This is a genomic window from Rhizobium sp. Leaf341 (assembly GCF_001424325.1).
Lineage (GTDB): Bacteria > Pseudomonadota > Alphaproteobacteria > Rhizobiales > Rhizobiaceae > Ferranicluibacter.
In genome coordinates this window covers 19,543-35,608 of the sequence record NZ_LMPE01000011.1, presented here as the reverse complement: position 1 = coordinate 35,608, position 16,066 = coordinate 19,543, and the positions used below count along the sequence as shown (strand labels likewise).

The 16,066-nt window shown below is 61.3% G+C and carries 12 protein-coding genes; 9 read left to right on the top strand and 3 right to left on the bottom strand.

The features are described from left to right. Positions 1–100: 100 nt before the first annotated feature. The 3 genes from ASG03_RS11415 (at position 101) to ASG03_RS11405 (ending at position 5,211) form a co-directional block, all read left to right on the top strand. Positions 101–700, top strand: coding sequence for a TetR family transcriptional regulator (locus ASG03_RS11415; protein WP_062478247.1), 600 nt, complete (start codon positions 101–103; stop codon positions 698–700). A gap of 68 nt (positions 701–768) precedes the next feature. Then, on the top strand, positions 769–1,917 hold the full coding sequence (locus ASG03_RS11410) for an efflux RND transporter periplasmic adaptor subunit (protein ID WP_062693652.1): 1,149 nt from the start codon (positions 769–771) through the stop codon (positions 1,915–1,917). 90 nt (positions 1,918–2,007) lie between these two features. After that, positions 2,008–5,211, top strand: a complete 3,204-nt coding sequence (locus tag ASG03_RS11405; protein ID WP_082475706.1) for an efflux RND transporter permease subunit — start codon at positions 2,008–2,010, stop codon at positions 5,209–5,211. Positions 5,212–5,244: 33 nt separating this feature from the next. On the opposite strand, the gene ASG03_RS11400 is transcribed toward ASG03_RS11405, so the two are convergent. Next, complete coding sequence (locus ASG03_RS11400) at positions 5,245–5,619, bottom strand: c-type cytochrome (protein WP_062478242.1); 375 nt, start codon at positions 5,617–5,619, stop codon at positions 5,245–5,247. A 246-nt stretch (positions 5,620–5,865) separates the two neighbouring features. On the opposite strand from ASG03_RS11400, the gene ASG03_RS11395 reads away from it, so the two are divergent. Then, on the top strand, positions 5,866–6,759 hold the full coding sequence (locus ASG03_RS11395) for a hypothetical protein (protein WP_062478239.1): 894 nt from the start codon (positions 5,866–5,868) through the stop codon (positions 6,757–6,759). Positions 6,760–6,823: 64 nt separating this feature from the next. On the opposite strand, the gene ASG03_RS11390 is transcribed toward ASG03_RS11395, so the two are convergent. Further along, a complete protein-coding gene (locus ASG03_RS11390) occupies positions 6,824–8,686 on the bottom strand; it encodes a PAS domain-containing sensor histidine kinase (protein ID WP_062693651.1) in 1,863 nt (620 codons plus the stop codon). A gap of 397 nt (positions 8,687–9,083) precedes the next feature. Between ASG03_RS11390 and repA the strand changes: the two genes are divergently transcribed. The 3 genes from repA to repC all read left to right on the top strand — a co-directional run bounded on the left by repA (position 9,084) and on the right by repC (position 12,801). Continuing rightward, a complete protein-coding gene (gene repA, locus ASG03_RS11385) occupies positions 9,084–10,307 on the top strand; it encodes a plasmid partitioning protein RepA (protein ID WP_062693650.1) in 1,224 nt (407 codons plus the stop codon). Continuing rightward, positions 10,304–11,350: a plasmid partitioning protein RepB gene (gene repB, locus ASG03_RS11380; RefSeq protein WP_062693649.1), complete on the top strand. Its 1,047-nt coding sequence runs from the start codon at positions 10,304–10,306 to the stop codon at positions 11,348–11,350. Before repA ends, repB begins: the two co-directional genes overlap by 4 nt. Positions 11,351–11,574: 224 nt before the next feature. Next, positions 11,575–12,801 carry a plasmid replication protein RepC gene (gene repC / locus ASG03_RS11375; RefSeq protein WP_062693648.1) on the top strand — a complete coding sequence of 409 codons (1,227 nt, stop codon included), beginning with the start codon at positions 11,575–11,577 and terminating at the stop codon, positions 12,799–12,801. 11 nt (positions 12,802–12,812) lie between these two features. On the opposite strand, the gene ASG03_RS11370 is transcribed toward repC, so the two are convergent. After that, on the bottom strand, positions 12,813–13,745 hold the full coding sequence (locus ASG03_RS11370) for a LysR family transcriptional regulator (protein WP_062693647.1): 933 nt from the start codon (positions 13,743–13,745) through the stop codon (positions 12,813–12,815). Between the two features lie 140 nt (positions 13,746–13,885). Here ASG03_RS11370 and ASG03_RS11365 point away from each other — a divergent pair, with 140 nt between their 5' ends. Both ASG03_RS11365 and ASG03_RS11360 read left to right on the top strand, forming a co-directional pair. Continuing rightward, positions 13,886–14,701: an alpha/beta hydrolase fold domain-containing protein gene (locus ASG03_RS11365; RefSeq protein WP_062693646.1), complete on the top strand. Its 816-nt coding sequence runs from the start codon at positions 13,886–13,888 to the stop codon at positions 14,699–14,701. 31 nt (positions 14,702–14,732) lie between these two features. Next, positions 14,733–15,920, top strand: a complete 1,188-nt coding sequence (locus ASG03_RS11360) for an efflux RND transporter periplasmic adaptor subunit (RefSeq protein WP_062693645.1) — start codon at positions 14,733–14,735, stop codon at positions 15,918–15,920. Positions 15,921–16,066: the final 146 nt, after the last annotated feature.

Below are 16,066 nucleotides of genomic sequence, written 5' to 3'. Positions count from 1 at the left end.
GACCGTGTCATCGTCGATGTCAGGGACGCATTGACGGTGGCTCCTTTTCGCGTTACGACTGACGAAATACAAAATTCGTCAGTCGTAAGGTGATGCTCGAATGGACATGGATACGACGGAAGCAGCACGGCAAGACGGTGTCATGCGCATTCTCGATGCCGCGGAGAAGCTCTTCCGGCATTACGGATACGGGAAGACGACCGTCGCCGACATCGCCCGTGACCTCGGCATGTCCACGGCCAATATCTACCGCTTCTTCGCATCGAAGGTGGAGATCCATCAGGCGCTCTGCAGCCGCATGCTGGGCGCCAGCTACGATCTGGCGCAACGCATCGCAGCCTTGCCGCTGAGTGCCAGCGAACGCCTGCGCCGTTACACGCTCGAACAACACAGCCTGACCATGGAAACGATGCTGGACGAAGAGAAAGTCCATGAGATGGTCATCGTTGCCATCGAGCGGGACTGGCACGTCATCGAACGGCACATCGACCGCGTCAACGATCTGATGGCGGAGATCATCGCCGAGGGGATCGCGTCCGGCGAATTCCGCGAACAGGATCCGCATGTCGCGGCAAAATGCTTCGGTGCCGCCACCGTCATGCTCTGCCATCCGCAGATGGTCGCGCAATGCGTCGCCAAGGAAAATCGTGCCCAGCCGGAAGATCTGGTTGCTTTCGCGATCGAGGCGCTGAAGCCATGAACCTCTCTTTGGGTCACGCCGACACGGAACATCCGGCCAAGCGCCCCTCCCCCTCAAGGACGATCACCATGTCGAAACCATTCGCCCGCGCAGTGCGTCATGCGCCCGTGCTTGCCCTCCTCGCCGCATCGAGCGTGTTCCTCGCGGCGTGCTCCGACGAGAAGGCCGAGGTCAAGCCGGATGTCGTCCGGCCGGTTCGCGTCATGACGGTGGCGCACGAACAGACGACGCGCACGCTGGACTACTCCGGCTCCGTCCGAGCGCGCACGGAAACGTCCCTCGGCTTCCGCGTTGCCGGAAAGGTGACGGAGCGCCACGTCGATGTCGGCGATCACGTCAAGAAGGGGCAGATCCTCGCGCGGCTCGATACGACGGACTTCACGCTGTCCGTTCGCGCCGCCGAGGCCAGCCTCTCCGCCGCCGAGCGCCAGGTCGAGACGGCGAACCTCGCCCGCACGCGTGCGAACGAGCTGTTTGCCTCCAACGTCTCTTCGAAGTCACAGCTCGAACAGGCCCAGTTATCCTATGATCAGGCGGTTTCCACACGCGATTCCGCACGTTCGACGCTCGAGCAGGCACGAAACCAGGTCGCCTACGGTTCTCTTGCCGCCGACCGGGATGGGGTCGTCACGGCCGTCAGCGCCGAGGTCGGACAAGTGGTCGCGGTTGGGACGCCGATCCTGACCGTCGCGGCCGACGGGGAGAAAGAAGTTCTGGTCGCCATCCCCGAAACGGACATCTTCGCCTTCACGCCTGGCAAGACCGTAGACGTCACGCTCTGGTCGAGCGCCGGCCTGAGCCTGCCCGGAAAAGTCCGGGAAATCGCCGGCAGCGCCGATCTGCAATCCCGCACCTTCGCCGTCCGCGTCAGCCTGCCGGAGAATGACCGCGTGCGTCTGGGCATGACCGCGTCGATTGCCGCGACGCAGGAAACGGGCCCTGCCCTCGCCTCCCTTCCGCTGAGCGCGCTTGCCAAGGACGGCGACCGAACGCTGGTCTGGCTTGTCGATGCCGCAAAGGAAACCGTGCATGCGCGCCCGGTTTCGATCGCCGATTTCAACGGCGTTTCCGTCCGCATCGCAGACGGCCTGAAACCCGGCGATATCGTGGTGACGGCGGGCACGCAGTTCATGCGCGAGGACCTGAAGGTGAAACTGCCGGATGACGCCCTGCCGCGCGAGGCGAGCCTTGCCGGAGCGGCTCCGGCGACCCGCTGACCCTTCCGGAACGTGATCGACCCTCCCGAACCCTGCCGACGCGCGCCTCGTCCCAATTTCCGCGCGCACCTACCGAAACGGAACGACGTCATGACGCCCCAAGGTCCACATTCCGGTCTGAAGACGGCCACATCCGGGAACACCGCTGCGCCGCCGCCCGCGGGCGATGGCCGTCAACGGTTCAATCTCTCGCGTTGGGCGATCGGGCATCCGAGCATCGCACGGTTCCTGTTCGGACTGATCATCCTTTCCGGCGTGTTCGGCCTGATGAACATGGGCCAGAAGGAAGACCCGGATTTCACCTTCCGCGTCATGGTCATCCAAGCGCTCTGGCCGGGAGCCTCCATCGAGGACATGCAGGATCAGGTGGTCAACAAGATCGAGCGCAAGCTCCAGGAAACCCCGCATCTCGATTTCGTCCGTTCCTATAGCCGCGCCGGAAGCACGATCATCACACTGCAGGTGAAGGGCGACACGAATGCCGCGCAGGTGGCCGACGCGTTCTATCAAGTGCGCAAGAAGGTCGGCGATATCCGCTCCGAGCTGCCCGCCGGTATCGTCGGTCCTTTCTTCAACGACGAGTTCGGCGATACATTCATCACGCTCCATGCTTTGATGGGCAATGGCTACAGCTATCCCGAGCTGAAACGCTACGCGATCAAGGCACGTGACATGCTGCTTTCTACGCCCGGCGTGGAAAAAGCGGTGATCATCGGCGACCAGCCGGAAAAGATCTTCATCGACGTGTCGTCGAAGGCGCTTGCCGAACGTGGGCTGACGCTGAACGACCTCAGAGATACGCTTGCCGGGCAGAATGCGATCGACCCTGCCGGCACCGTCGATACCGGCGACCGCTCGGTGCGCATCTCCGTGGAAGGCGACGTTGGCAAGGTCGAGGACATCGAGAACCTGCGTCTGCGCGCCGGAAACCAGGTCACGCGGCTTGGCGATATCGCTCAGGTGACGTCCGGGCTGGAAGATCCTTTCTCGCGCAAATACCGGGTCAACGGACAGGACAGCGTGCAACTCGGCGTCGTCATGGCCAAGGGCTTTAACGTCATCGATGTCGGCAAGGCCGTCGAGGCGACCTATGCGCGGTTCGAGCAAGCGCTGCCCTACGGCGTCGACGTGGAACAGATTTCCAATCAGCCGGAAGTGGTGAATGAAGCGGTCGGCGAGTTCATGAAGGCGCTCGCGGAAGCGCTGATCATCGTCCTCGTCGTCTCGTTCCTGTCGATCGGCTGGCGCTCGGGGCTGGTCATCGCAATCGCCATTCCTCTGGTGCTCGCCGCCACGTTTGCCATCATGTACGAGATCGGCATCGATCTGCAGCGCATCTCCCTCGGCGCGCTCATCATTGCGCTCGGCCTCCTGGTCGACGACGCCATGATCGTCGTCGAATTGATGGAGCGCAAACTGGACGAAGGGCTCGTCAAGATCGAAGCCGCGAGCTTTGCCTATTCCTCGACGGCCTTTCCCATGCTGACCGGCACCCTGATCACGACGGCGGGCTTCATTCCGGTCGGATTTGCCGCCTCGACAGCCGGTGAATACGTCCGCTCGCTCTTCTACGTCGTCGGCATCGCGCTCGTGGTGTCCTGGTTCGTCGCGGTCTATTTCACACCCTGGCTCGGCTACATGATCCTGAAGCAGCGCCCACACGCGGGCGGGCACCATGATGTCTTCGACACCCGGTTCTACCGTCGTCTGCGCGCGACCGTAGGCTGGAGCGTGCGTCACCGCCTGATCGTGATCGCGCTGACGCTCGGCACCTTCGTGGCCAGCCTCTGGGCGTTCCAGTTCATCCCGCAGAACTTCTTTCCGCAATCGTCCCGGCCCGAGATCATGGTGGATCTCTGGCTTCCGGAGGGCACCAGCATCAAGGAGGTCGAAACGCAGACCAAGGCGCTGGAAGCCCGCCTTCTGGACGACCCCGACAAGCGTTTCGTTGCGAGCTACGCCGGCGAAGGCGCGCCCCGCTTCTTCCTGCCGCTCGACCAGCAGCTGCGCAACCCGAATTTCGCACAGCTCCTCGTCATGGCCAAGGATGAGCCAGCGCGTGAAAGGCTGATCCTGAAGCTTCGCGACATGCTGGCGAAAGACTTTCCCTCGATCCGTTCGAAGGTGGATCGCCTCTTTCTCGGCCCCCCGACCGGATGGCCCGTCCAGATGCGCGTAAGCGGCTCGGATCGCGCCGAGGTGCGGCGGATCGCGGACGAGGTTAAGAAGCGCTTCCTGGCCAATCCGATGCTCGGTGCCGTTCATGACGACTGGCTCGAGCCGGTGCCGGCCATGCGCCTGATCGTTGATCAGGATCGCGCCCGCGCGCTCGGCGTGACCTCACAGCGCATTCGCCAGATGCTTCAGACCACGACCAACGGGGCGCCCCTTGGAGATTTCCGCAACGGCGAGGAGACGGTATCGATCGTTGCACGCGAGCCGGACGAGAGCCGCAAGCTGCTGTCGGCGGTAAATTCCGTCTACATTCCGACCGATTTCGGCGGTTTCATCCCGCTTTCACAGATCGCCAAGGTGGTGCCGGTTCTCGAGCAGGGCGTCGAATGGCGACGCGATCGGTTGCCCACGATCACTGTTCGCGGCACCCTGCCGGACGGTGTGCAACCGAACGATGTGGTCATGCAGATGTATGCGGGCATGCAAGATCTGCGCGATGGTCTCGCACCCGGCTACACGGTGGACATCCAGGGCGGTGCCGAAGATGCCGCGGAAAGCCAGGCGTCGATTGCGGCGAAAGCTCCGATCATGCTGATGATCATCGTCGTTCTCCTGATGATCCAGCTGCAACACTTCGGGAAGGCGATGCTGGTGCTTGCGACCGGACCGCTGGGGATCATCGGTGCCAGCGCGGCCCTGCTGATCAGCGGCGCACCTTTCGGCTTCGTTGCCATTCTCGGCGTGATCGCGCTTCTCGGGATCATTATCCGCAACTCGATCATCCTCATCGATCAGATCGACCAGGATATCGCCGCGGGGATGAACAGGATGGACGCGATCGTCGGCGGCGCGGTCCTGCGTTTCCGGCCCATCATGCTGACCGCACTGACCGCCGTTCTCGCGCTCATCCCGATTTCGCGCGGGGTCTTCTGGGGTCCCCTCGCCTACGCCATGATGGGCGGCATCCTTGTTGCCACCGTCCTGACCATCTTCGTGCTGCCGGCTGCCTATGCCCTGTTCTTCGGGCGCGACCCCAAGCGGGCCGGGCCTACGCAGGAGGAAGACGCCGGGGATCGGCCGGACGATGCCCGCGACATCCCTGCGCTGGCCGCGGAGTGATGCCGTCCGCTCTCGTCCTCGCGGAAAGGGTCCTCAGGGAAAAGTTTTGAGATAAGCGATGACGTCGCGGATCTCGCTCTCGCTCCAGAGGCCCCAGAACCGCATGCTCGTCCCGGGAACCTTCCGTTTCGGACTATAGAGAAACGCTGCCAGCGCTTCGTCGTCCCAGACGAGACCGGAATTTCCGGCATCCGTCATCGCTTGGGAATATCGAAAGTCCGGGACAGCGCCGGCCTTCCGCCCGACGACGCCCTTGAGATAGGGACCGTATTTGTTGGTTTCCGCGTCAACGACGTGGCAGGACGCGCAGGTCTGGAAGATCCGACGCCCATGATCGATATCCTCGGCATCGGCACAAGAAGCTTGAAGAAGCGCTGCAAGACAAAGGGAGATCCAGACAGGACGCATGCGTTCATTCCTCGGGCTCGGCTTACAAGGCTGACAGGAAGATAGACCGCTCTGCGGCGTCATCAAGCCGCCACGGCGAACGGGTCCAACTCGACGGCAGCGTGGTCGGCATCGTTAGAAGCCACCCTAGAGCAGCCGAAGAGACGTCACCTCATTATATTTTTCTAATGTCTGGAACTTCTGACGAAACTCCACGTTCTCAGACCGCTCGCACGTTTGCGACAGGCTCTAGAGGACCCGATCAGTATGACAATCCCAGCTTCTTCCTATCGTCCGACCGAAACCGTCTACGGTGGCGTGCCTTCAGTAACTGCGTCATTGCACAAAGTATCCTGGGGTTCCATTTTCGCCGGTGTCGCACTGGCACTTGCCGTTCAATTCCTTCTCAATCTCCTCGGCGTCGGCATCGGCGCAGCCGTCATCGATCCGGCCCAGTACGATAATCCGCAGGCGAGCACCTTTTCAATGGCCGGTGGTGCCTGGTTTGTCGTCTCCGGCATCATTGCATCCTTTGTCGGTGGTTATGTCGCCAGCCGTCTTTCAGGCCGCGCCAGCAAGTCGACCGGTGGCTATCATGGTGTCACAGCCTGGGCCGTCACGGCGCTCGTCGTTCTCTACCTGCTGACGACCTCCGTCGGCGCGATCGTCGGCGGTGCCTTCAGCGGCCTTTCGAGCGTTGTTGGTGGCGTTGGCCGCACGGCAGCGACGGCTGCCACGACCGCAGCACCGGCACTCGCCGATGTCACCAATCCGATGGCCGGCATCGAGCAGCAGATCCGCAACACGACGGGCAACGACCCGCAGGCGCTGCAGAGCGCGGCCGTCTCCGCCGTTCAGGCTGTTGTCACCGGTGACGAGGCAACCGCCGAGGAAGCCCGCACGCGGGCTGCCGAAGCTCTCGCTCGTGCGCAGAACATCCCGGTCGACCAGGCCCGCACCCAGGTTCAGCAGTATGAGCAGACCTACCGTCAGAACATGGAAGCAGCCAAGCAGAAGGCCATCGAAGCTGCGCAGACGGCGACGGCTGCCGTCTCGACCGGCGCCATCCTCGGCTTCATCGCTCTGGTCCTCGGTGCAGTTGCCGCATGGTTCGGCGGCGTTGCCGGCACCAAGCGGGATCTGGACGACGTTCGCGTCTAAAGCCGGCTAAGGAACACCCGTCATGGACCGCCTGTTGAACGACAGGCGGTCTTTTTCATGCGCATCACGACCCCTGCGCGATCGGAAACCGTGAAACCAGCGTGCAGATCAATCCGCTTGGCGCAAAGTCGAGCCTCACCTCACCTTTGAAGTCTGCGGCGAGGACGCGCGTGATCAACCGAGAGCCAAATCCGGATCGGGTGGGCTGAACGACGGTCGGCCCGCCCTGCTCTTCCCACCGCAGAGCAAATGCCTGGGCGGCCGCTCCCCGCGCATCCTCCTGCCAGGTGACCCGCACCTTCCCGTCCGGCATGGAAAGCGCGCCGTACTTTGCCGCGTTGGTCGCCAGCTCGTGGATGGCAAGGGCGAGAGACAGTGTCTGCTTCGGCGACAGGAACCGATCGGGACCGGAAACGTCAAACTGAGCCGCAGCGGCACGATGGGGCGCCAAAGCCGTTTCGATGACGTCGCGTATGCTGCCTTTCTCCTGGGCTTCTCCCATGAGAAGGTCGTGCGCATGCGCAAGTGTGTGCAGGCGCGCGTTGAAGGTGTCGCGCTGCTCCATGATGGCATCACCCTTCAAGGTCTGTGATGCGATCGCACTGACCATCGCCAGAGTGTTCTTGATCCGATGCTGGAGCTCGCCGTTGAGAAGCGTGTACTGGCTCTCAGCATCCTTGATCGCCGTGATATCGCGCACGGTGCCGATCAGGCGTGTCGTTTGGGGGTCGGAAACGACCTGTGCCCGCGCCTGGATCCATCGTTCCGGACGGTCTTCGCTGGAGAGGAGCCGATATTCTACATCGAGGTGCCCCTCCCCCAGGGGGTCGATGGCCTGGCGGATCGCCAGATCGAAGGCCGGTCGATCATTCGGGTGCACCCCGGCGGCAAACGTCTCGAAAACAGGATGTTCCCCGGAGTGTCGGCCGAGAAGAAGCGACGCTCGAGCATCCTCCGACGTCGAGACGATCCGCCCGTCGACAAGCACGGCTTCCCAAACGCCCATTTCGGCAGAGTCGAGTGCGAGCTGCAGCTGCAGCTCCCGCTGGCGAAGCGCAAGCTCGGCGCGTTTCAGATCGGTGACATCATGTCCTTCGATGAACAGGCCCGTGACCGTACCCTGCGGATCGCGAACGGGTTGGATGACGAAATTCAGATAGAAGTCCTCCTCGGCCTCGCCCTCGAAACGCTTCAGGCGGATCAGTTCGCCGCGACCTGTCAGGGCCTCGCCCGTGGCGTAGACGCGATCGAACAGCGTGAGAACCTGCTGGCTCTCGAGCTCCGGCAAGACGGACCGGAAAGGACGGCCCACCGAGGGGCGCGGACCGATCAGCCGTGAAAAGGCGTTGTTGACGATCTTCACGACGTGGTGGGGTCCCTCAAGCGTGCAGAGAAAGCTCGGCGCGCTTTCGAAGAGCCGACGCATGCTGTCCGCTTCCCGCACGGCCGCGACCTGAAGCTCGGCCGAGAGGTGGCTCGCCTCCTGCCGCGCGAGACGGGTTTCGGTGATGTCCCTCGAGATCGACAGGAGATGGGTTGGGACACCGTCGGCCCCGACGATGGGCAGAACCTGAACGTCCCAATACCGTGGGCTTCCCTTGAGGGTTACGGCCGATCCGGAAAAACGGGACGCCCTGCCCTCTCGCGCCGAGGCGATCGCCGCCTTCGCGGCAGCGTTTCCATCCCCGGACCAGAAATCCGGCCACGGGCAGCTCCGGATCGTGTCGAAATCGTCGACCTCCATCACCTGCTTGCCGCCATCGCTCATGAATTGGAGGTGCCCATCGAGGTCGAGGATCTTGATACAATCGCCGCATCCCGCAAAAACGGCCGCCAGAAGATCCGCATTTTGAACCAGACTGGGATCGGCGGCAGCAAGTTCCGCATTCATGCGCAAGGCAACAGGGGAAAGGGCAGCGGGGTCCATTCGCTTCACATCCATCTCTCGCGGGCCGGGCGAGCACCACGTCGCTCCCTCTCTCGCCCTCTGTATGTTAGCTATCACGAAATGTGCCCCGATTCGAACCGCTTGCAGCGATTGGTCAAAAAAAAACGATTCGGGACGGTCTTGAGTCCGAGTGGCGGTGTCATGGGCGTTTGATACCGAACAGAGCGGCGGGAACCCGGACAGACCGTGTCTGGCTTTTGTTGCTTCAAGTGGCGTAACCGTCTCATTTGAAACGGGTTTACAGGCCGCTATCCCCAGGCTTCATTAGCCGACATGCCACCCGTTCTCGCTATTTCGCTGGACGGCGATCAAGAATCATGGCGTAGCTTAGCGACGGATGGCCGCTAAAACGCATATTGGCCGACAAGAGGGACAAATGGCGCTAAGAGATGACGTGCGGCGCGACACCGCCGGGCAAGAGGACGCTGCTGCCAAGATCATGCGCCACGCCGGAATGCTGTCCAACCAGCTTCAGCAGTTGCGCGCCCGGATGTACCCGCCGAAGGCCGAAAAAAACCTCCGCTTTTTTCTGACGAACGAAGTTTCAAAGCTGACCTCTATACCGGATTCGACCCTGAAGCTCCTGTCTATTGAAGGTCGCGGGCCGGTACCGAGCCGCCTTGAGAACAACCATCGGGCCTATACCCTCACTCAGATCAACGAGTTACGTAATTTCTTCGCCGAGCAGAAGCCGTCGGATGCGCAGCGGTTCCTGCCGCACCGGCGGGACGGCGAACATCTCCAGGTGCTGGCAATTTCGAACTTCAAGGGCGGCAGTGCAAAGACCACCACGAGTGTGCATCTTGCGCATTTTCTCGCCCTTCACGGCTACCGCGTTCTTGCGATCGACCTCGATCCCCAGGCGTCGCTTTCCGCCATGTTCGGCGCCCAGCCCGAGGTTGATGTCGGCCCGAATGAAACGATCTACGCAGCCCTGCGCTATGACGAGCAACGTCGACCGATCCGCGACATCATTCGCAAGACCTATTTCGACGGTATCGACCTGATACCCGGCAATCTCGAGGTCATGGAGTATGAACACGATACGCCACGCGTGCTGGCGCAACGCGGCGGCGGCGCAGGCGGAATCTTCTTCGAAAGATTGAAAATGGCGCTTCTCGAAGTGGAGGCGGATTATGACGTCGTCGTCCTTGATACGCCGCCGTCCCTCGGGTTTCTGACGCTCGGCGCCATTTATGCGGCGACCGGCATGATCGTGACGGTGCATCCGGCCATGCTGGATGTCGCGTCGATGAGCCAGTTCCTGCTGATGATGGGCGATCTGATCCAGGTGCTGAATGAAAACGGTGCCGAGCTGAACCAGGATTTCTTCCGTTATCTGATCACCCGTCACGACCCGAACGACCAGCCCCAGTCGCAGGTCGTTGCAATGCTGCGTCACCTTTTCGGCTCGGATGTTCTTCTTGCAACGGCCGTCGAAAGCACGGCGGTCGAAGCGGCAGGGCTCGCCAAGAGAAGCCTCTACGAGCTAGAGATCGGACAGGTGGGGCGCGATACGCATCGCCGTGCGCGGGAAGCCATGGATGCGGTCAACGAGAGCATTCTCGACCTTGTCCGCCAGAGCTGGGGCAGGACATGAGCAAGACCAGAAAATCGATCATTGCAAATTTCGGGATCCTGTCGGCAGCCGTCGATTCCGACCCGCAGCCTGCGGAACCGCAACCAGCGGCAGTCCAGCCCCCCTCCCCTACTCTCCCCCGTGTCGGGGCCGGTGTGATCGGGGCCGCTCAGCGTTCCATCGGCGAACTTCGCGACGAACGGGACCGGCTGAAGGCGCTGGTGGAGTCCGGCGCCGGTGCCAGTTTGGAGCTTGACGCCTCCCTGATCGATCCGTCGCCGTATCCGGACCGGCTAGCAGACGACAATGCGCAGGATTTTGCCGCTTTCAAAGCTACGTTCGAGGCGGAAGGCCAGAAGATCCCGATCCAGGTGAGGCCGCATCCGGATCGACCCGGTCGATACCAGGTCATCTACGGCCACAGACGTCTTAAGGCGGCTAAGGAACTTGGCTTGCCGGTGCGCGCGCTGGTCGTTGAGATGTCTGATCGCGACCTCGTCGTGTCACAAGGCATCGAGAATGCCGCTCGTCAGGACCTCACATGGATCGAGCGCGCGTTGTTTGCGGCGCGCATGGACGACGCCCAGATCAAGCCGAGAGACATCAAATCGGCGCTGGCGATTGATGATGCGGAGCTTGCTCGGATGCGCGGTGTCTATCGCGCCGTGCCGCTCGACGTGATTGAGCTTATCGGACGTGCGCCCAAGGTCGGTCGGCCGCGATGGGGCGACTTTGCCAAGCTGTTCTCGGCATCCGGAAATGGGTCGGCCCTGGTGGAAAAACGTCTGCGGGCCGACGGAATGTCGGCTATCGGATCTGACGACCGTTTTCGCTTGGCACTGACGGCTTTGAAGACTCGTGACCCCGAGACGGACGACGGTGCCGCCGATGTCCTTTCGCTCAGAGATGCCGACGGACGGGACATCGCCCGGGTGAAAGTGTCAGCCAAAGAATTACGCATTGTTCATGTCGGCCCGAAAGGCGCAGCCTTCTCGGCTTTTCTGCAGGCTGAAATGCCGCGATTGGTCGAGAGATTTGCGCGCAAGGACGACGCGGACACCTGAAAACCCTGTCACATGACAGGGTTTCCCCGTTTGAGGGGTCACGAAACATTAAATAGGAAAGGATGCTGTATCGGTTAAACGAAAGGCCCCCAAGCGGCGAACCACCTGAGAGCCTTTGTTGTCTTGTAGCAGAGAAACGAATAGCTCCCTTCGAATCACTTGTCAACGTGAGAACGCCGCTTTGGTGACCGGAATCGTTTGCCCTACGCTTGGAGGCAACGAAAATGGACACGAATCTTGTGACGACGCCCTTTGGGCGGCGGCCGATGACGCGTGCCATGCTCACAGGACAGAGCACGGCAACGAGTGAACTCTCGCAAACGGTCGATAAATGGAAGCTGTATCGGGCTTTGTGCGAAGCCCGAGCGCGGTTCGGCATTTCCGACCGGACACTTGCGCTTCTTAACGCGCTCCTCTCCTTCTACCCGAAGAACGAGATCTCGGCCGAGACGGGCCTTGTCGTCTTCCCGTCCAACCAGCAACTTTCGCTGCGGGCTAACGGGATGGCCGAGCAGACCATCCGGCGGCATCTGGCGCTTCTGGTCGACGCGGGCCTGATCGTGCGCAAAGACAGCGCCAATGGCAAACGTTACACGCGCCGCCATCGCAATGGCGAGCTGAAGGAAGCCTTTGGATTCTCGCTTGCGCCTCTTCTCGCCCGTTCATCGGAGATTGAGGCAATGGCGCAAGCCGTGCTCACCGAGCGCCTGCAGCTACAGGAAATGCGTGAAAACCTCACCATCTGCCGACGGGACATCGCAAAGCTGATTGCTCTTGCAAGGGCAGATGGCACGCCCGGAAACTGGGACCTTCATCACGAGACCTTTCGGTCCATCATCGACGCACTTCCCCGAAGCGTCACAATGGAGACTGTGGTCGACGCATACGGCCAGCTCCGGCAGCTGCGTAATGACATCATCAAGGCCTTGGATGCACAAAAGATTCCAGAAAAACTGAGCGCCAATCCCTGCCAAAATGAGCGCCACATACAGATATCAGAATCTGAATCTTCTTTTGATTCTGAGGCATCGACCAAACCAAGAAACGAGAACGAAAAACGAAGCGTCGATCAACCTCGTCCTGAAATAGCGACGTCACTATCTCTCGTGCTGAAGACATGCCCGTCTATCTCGGACTATGCGTCTCGCTGTGAAATTCGTGACTGGCGAGATCTGGCGTCTGCCGCAAATATCGTTGGCCGCATGTTCGGTATCAGTCCATCAGCGTACGAAGACGCGTGTGTAACGATGGGCACAGTTTCAACAGCGGTGGCGATCAGCTGCATTCTCGAGCGGAGCGACCATATTCGATCGCCTGGTGGATATCTCCGCCATCTGACGCAAAAGGCCAAGGCTGGAGAGTTTTCGTCGTCGCAGATGATGATGGGTCTTCTGAAGGCGCGCGGGGCAGGCGGGCGCTCGGCGCCGGTTGTGTTGGAGCCATGCGGTTGACCTCGAATACGCTAAGGCAGCCTGTCCGTCTTCAAAACCCTGTCAGCTGGCAAGGTTTGCATGAGCTTGGCCAACCAGTCGACGAAGACCCGAACCTTGTTGCTCAAGTGCCGTCGCGGAGGGTAGACGACATAAAGCGGGATCGGCTTGACCCTCCATCCCGGCAACACCTGCCGCAGCGTACCAGCACTCAGAGCAGCATCGATCATGAAGCCCGGGGCTGCCGCGACGCCCAATCCGCCGATGGCTGCATTGACGTAGGAGCGTGCATCGTTAACGGACAGAATGTAGTTTGGTGTCACCGCGACCGCGCGCGCAGCGTTTTCGAGTTCGAGATCCATGATGCGTCCGGACTGCGCCAGGAGATAGCCGACAGCAACGTGAGCACGGGTGAGATCTTCGGGTTCATGAGGCTCGCCGAATTTCTCCAGATAGAGCGGAGCAGCACAGAGCTTCATGGTCATGTCGCCAACCTTGCGCGCGATCAAGGATTGGTCACCCGGCGTGCCACCACGCAAGGCGCAGTCGACGTTCTCGGCCACATAATCAACCAGCCGATCACCGACGCCGATATCCAGCTTGATCAGAGGATATCTCTGATAGAAGTCGCAAAGGGCAGGGATCACGACCAGGTCAGCAAACGCACCAGCCATCTCGACGCGCAGCCGTCCGCTTGGCTGGGATTGGGAGTTGCTGAGACTGCTGTCCAGTTCATCGAGTTCGGAAAGGATTTGAACGGCGCGCTCGTAGTAAAGGGCTCCATCCGTTGTGACGATGACCCGACGCGTCGTCCGATTGAGAAGTGTCGCTTGAAGACGAGCTTCGAGGCTCTGGACATAGTTCGTCACCGTCGTCTTCGGCATGCTCAAGGTGGACGCAGCACGTGTAAAGTTACCGGTCTCAACGACACGAACGAAAACACGCATTGCAGTCAACTGATCCATTACTCGGTCTCCAGTCTACGATCAATTGTTCGACATTCCGGAACATTGATGTCCGATTAGCGTAGCTTGTGCAGAGCTGCGGGACAATACTAGATAAAGACCAGAAGGAGCAAGGTGCTCTATGAAGGGCGGCATTCGTGATGAACAGCGCTTCACAAAGGATCGAGATTCAGACCGATGGCGGTCTGGACGTTGGTGCGCGCATTTACAGGGGCTCCACGTCGAACAAGCAACAGCCTTTGGTTCTCTGTCTGCAGGGTGGCGCGTTTCTCGACACGACCTGCCTGGAGGAGGAACGAGCCATTCCCAGGGCGATCGCGGAGAGCGGGGCAGTGGTCGTGGACGCGGAATATGGACGTGCGTCGGACTTCTGTTTCCCGGAGGTTCTCGATCATGCCTGTTCGGTCCTTCGCTATATCGACGAACATCGCAGACTGCTTGGAGGATCCGCGAAATCACCGGTCTTCGTCGTTGGCGATGAAGCCGGCGGAAATATTGCCGCTGGCGTGGCGCTCAAGGCGCGCGATCGCTTTCCGGGTCGCCTCGCTGGGCAGATGCTTCTGTCACCGATGATCGATCCGCGCATGACGTCGATTTCGATGCGAGAGGCAGATATCAGCCAGCGCGAGCGATGGGCGGACGGATGGCAGCACTATATGCGCGCCGTTTGCGGTGGGCAGCACCCGTACGCGGCGCCGTGCGAATGTTCTCGGCTGATGCGGGTGGCTCCGGCGCTTCTGATGACGTCGGAGGATGATCCGCTGCGCGACGAAGTCCGGTCCTATGCAGGGCGCCTTCGAGACGCCGGCGTGCGAGTCCGAGAAAAGGTTCTCCCGGTCGGCTTTGGATGGCCGGGACTCTACAGGAAATATGCGGGACCGTGGATCGAGGCGGTGGGCGCCGAGTTTTCGGGTTTCGTCAACGAGCTGCGATCGGGGGATCGGGCAACAGTTTAAAGCGGCGCCATCCGGGGCCAAGGAGTTGAACATGACAGCAAGAACAAACCGCTGGGCCCTGATGGGCGCCGGCCTGAGCATTGCTGCGTCCGTTGCGGGGGCAGCCTTCTATTTCGAACGAACCGGGGGCGCAGTGGCGGCCGAGCCTGTTGCGGCGGCGGCTCCGCAGGCGGTGCCTGTGACGGTTGCAACCGTCGAAGCGCGCAATGTCGCGACCTGGCAGACGTTTTCCGGCCGGCTGGAGGCTGTCGGCCGGGTACAGATCCGGCCGAGGGTCGCCGGGGCGGTACAGTCCGTTGCGTTTCGCGAAGGCGCTTTGGTCAAGGCTGGAGATCTTCTCGTGACGATCGATCCGGAACCCTATCAGGCGGCCGTCGCGCAGGCGGAAGGCCAGGTCGCGTCGGCAGAAGCACGGCTTGCCTATGCGAGCACGGAGCTGGATCGCGGCGAGCGACTGACAACAAAGAACGTGCTTTCCGACAGCGACCTTGCCCAGCGCCGCAGCGCAAAGGCGGAAGCATTGGCAGCCCTTCAGTCGGCAAAAGCCTCCTTGCATGTCGCCCAACTGGATCTTGGCTATACCGAGGTTCGGGCACCGATTTCCGGACGGGTCGGGCGTCGTGAAATCACCGAGGGCAATCTGGTGGCAGCAGGATCGGGCTCGCCTGTGCTGACGACGCTCGTCTCGATTGATCCGATCTATGCGAGTTTCGATGTCACCGAGGATCTGGTCCGGCGGACGCTTGCGCAACTCGGTCATGATACGTCAGGCGCGCCGGACCTGTCTCGCATACCCGTGGAACTCGCCACGGGAGCGGGGGAGGGGACAGCCGTGCACGGTCAGCTCCAGTGGATCGACAACGAGGTCAACGCACAAAGCGGCACAGTGCGTGTTCGCGCCGTGTTTGACAATCCCGGCGGACGTCTGCTTCCAGGACAGTTCGTGCGCATCCGCATGGGTGATCCCGCGCCGGAAAACCGCCTGATGATTAGCGAAAAGGCTGTCGGAACCGACCAGGACAAGAAGTTCGTCTTCGTGGTCGATCCTCAAAATACGATCGTCTACCGCCAGATCGAGCTCGGAACCACCGTCGATGGCCAGCGTATCGTCGAAAAGGGCCTCACCGCAGGAGACCGGATCGTGGTCAACGGGCTTCAACGGGTTCGTCCCGGAGCACTGGTCGATCCACAGACCGAAGCGAAGGTCGCCCAGCAGTAGACCGGCCGCGGCCTCGCAAGACCGATGCTGATGGAAGACAACTCGTTTCATCGGCATCGGTCGCCTCCCAAACCCACAGTTTTTACCATTGCCCGACCTTGCGGTCTCCCTGCCGCGAGCAGGGTCATTCGTCTCCTGATCAGTCC

What these genes read in the sequence shown, in the direction of transcription:
- ASG03_RS11400 (WP_062478242.1), bottom strand. Translation starts at nt 5,619, where the DNA reads ATGCGTCCTGTCTGGATCTCCCTTTGTCTTGCAGCGCTTCTTCAAGCT.
- ASG03_RS11370 (WP_062693647.1), bottom strand. Translation starts at nt 13,745, where the DNA reads ATGGATCAGTTGACTGCAATGCGTGTTTTCGTTCGTGTCGTTGAGACC.
- ASG03_RS11415 (WP_062478247.1), top strand. Translation starts at nt 101, where the DNA reads ATGGACATGGATACGACGGAAGCAGCACGGCAAGACGGTGTCATGCGC.
- ASG03_RS11395 (WP_062478239.1), top strand. Translation starts at nt 5,866, where the DNA reads ATGACAATCCCAGCTTCTTCCTATCGTCCGACCGAAACCGTCTACGGT.
- ASG03_RS11360 (WP_062693645.1), top strand. Translation starts at nt 14,733, where the DNA reads ATGACAGCAAGAACAAACCGCTGGGCCCTGATGGGCGCCGGCCTGAGC.
- ASG03_RS11410 (WP_062693652.1), top strand. Translation starts at nt 769, where the DNA reads ATGTCGAAACCATTCGCCCGCGCAGTGCGTCATGCGCCCGTGCTTGCC.
- ASG03_RS11405 (WP_082475706.1), top strand. Translation starts at nt 2,008, where the DNA reads ATGACGCCCCAAGGTCCACATTCCGGTCTGAAGACGGCCACATCCGGG.
- ASG03_RS11390 (WP_062693651.1), bottom strand. Translation starts at nt 8,686, where the DNA reads ATGGACCCCGCTGCCCTTTCCCCTGTTGCCTTGCGCATGAATGCGGAA.
- repB (WP_062693649.1), top strand. Translation starts at nt 10,304, where the DNA reads ATGAGCAAGACCAGAAAATCGATCATTGCAAATTTCGGGATCCTGTCG.
- repC (WP_062693648.1), top strand. Translation starts at nt 11,575, where the DNA reads ATGGACACGAATCTTGTGACGACGCCCTTTGGGCGGCGGCCGATGACG.
- ASG03_RS11365 (WP_062693646.1), top strand. Translation starts at nt 13,886, where the DNA reads ATGAACAGCGCTTCACAAAGGATCGAGATTCAGACCGATGGCGGTCTG.
- repA (WP_062693650.1), top strand. Translation starts at nt 9,084, where the DNA reads ATGGCGCTAAGAGATGACGTGCGGCGCGACACCGCCGGGCAAGAGGAC.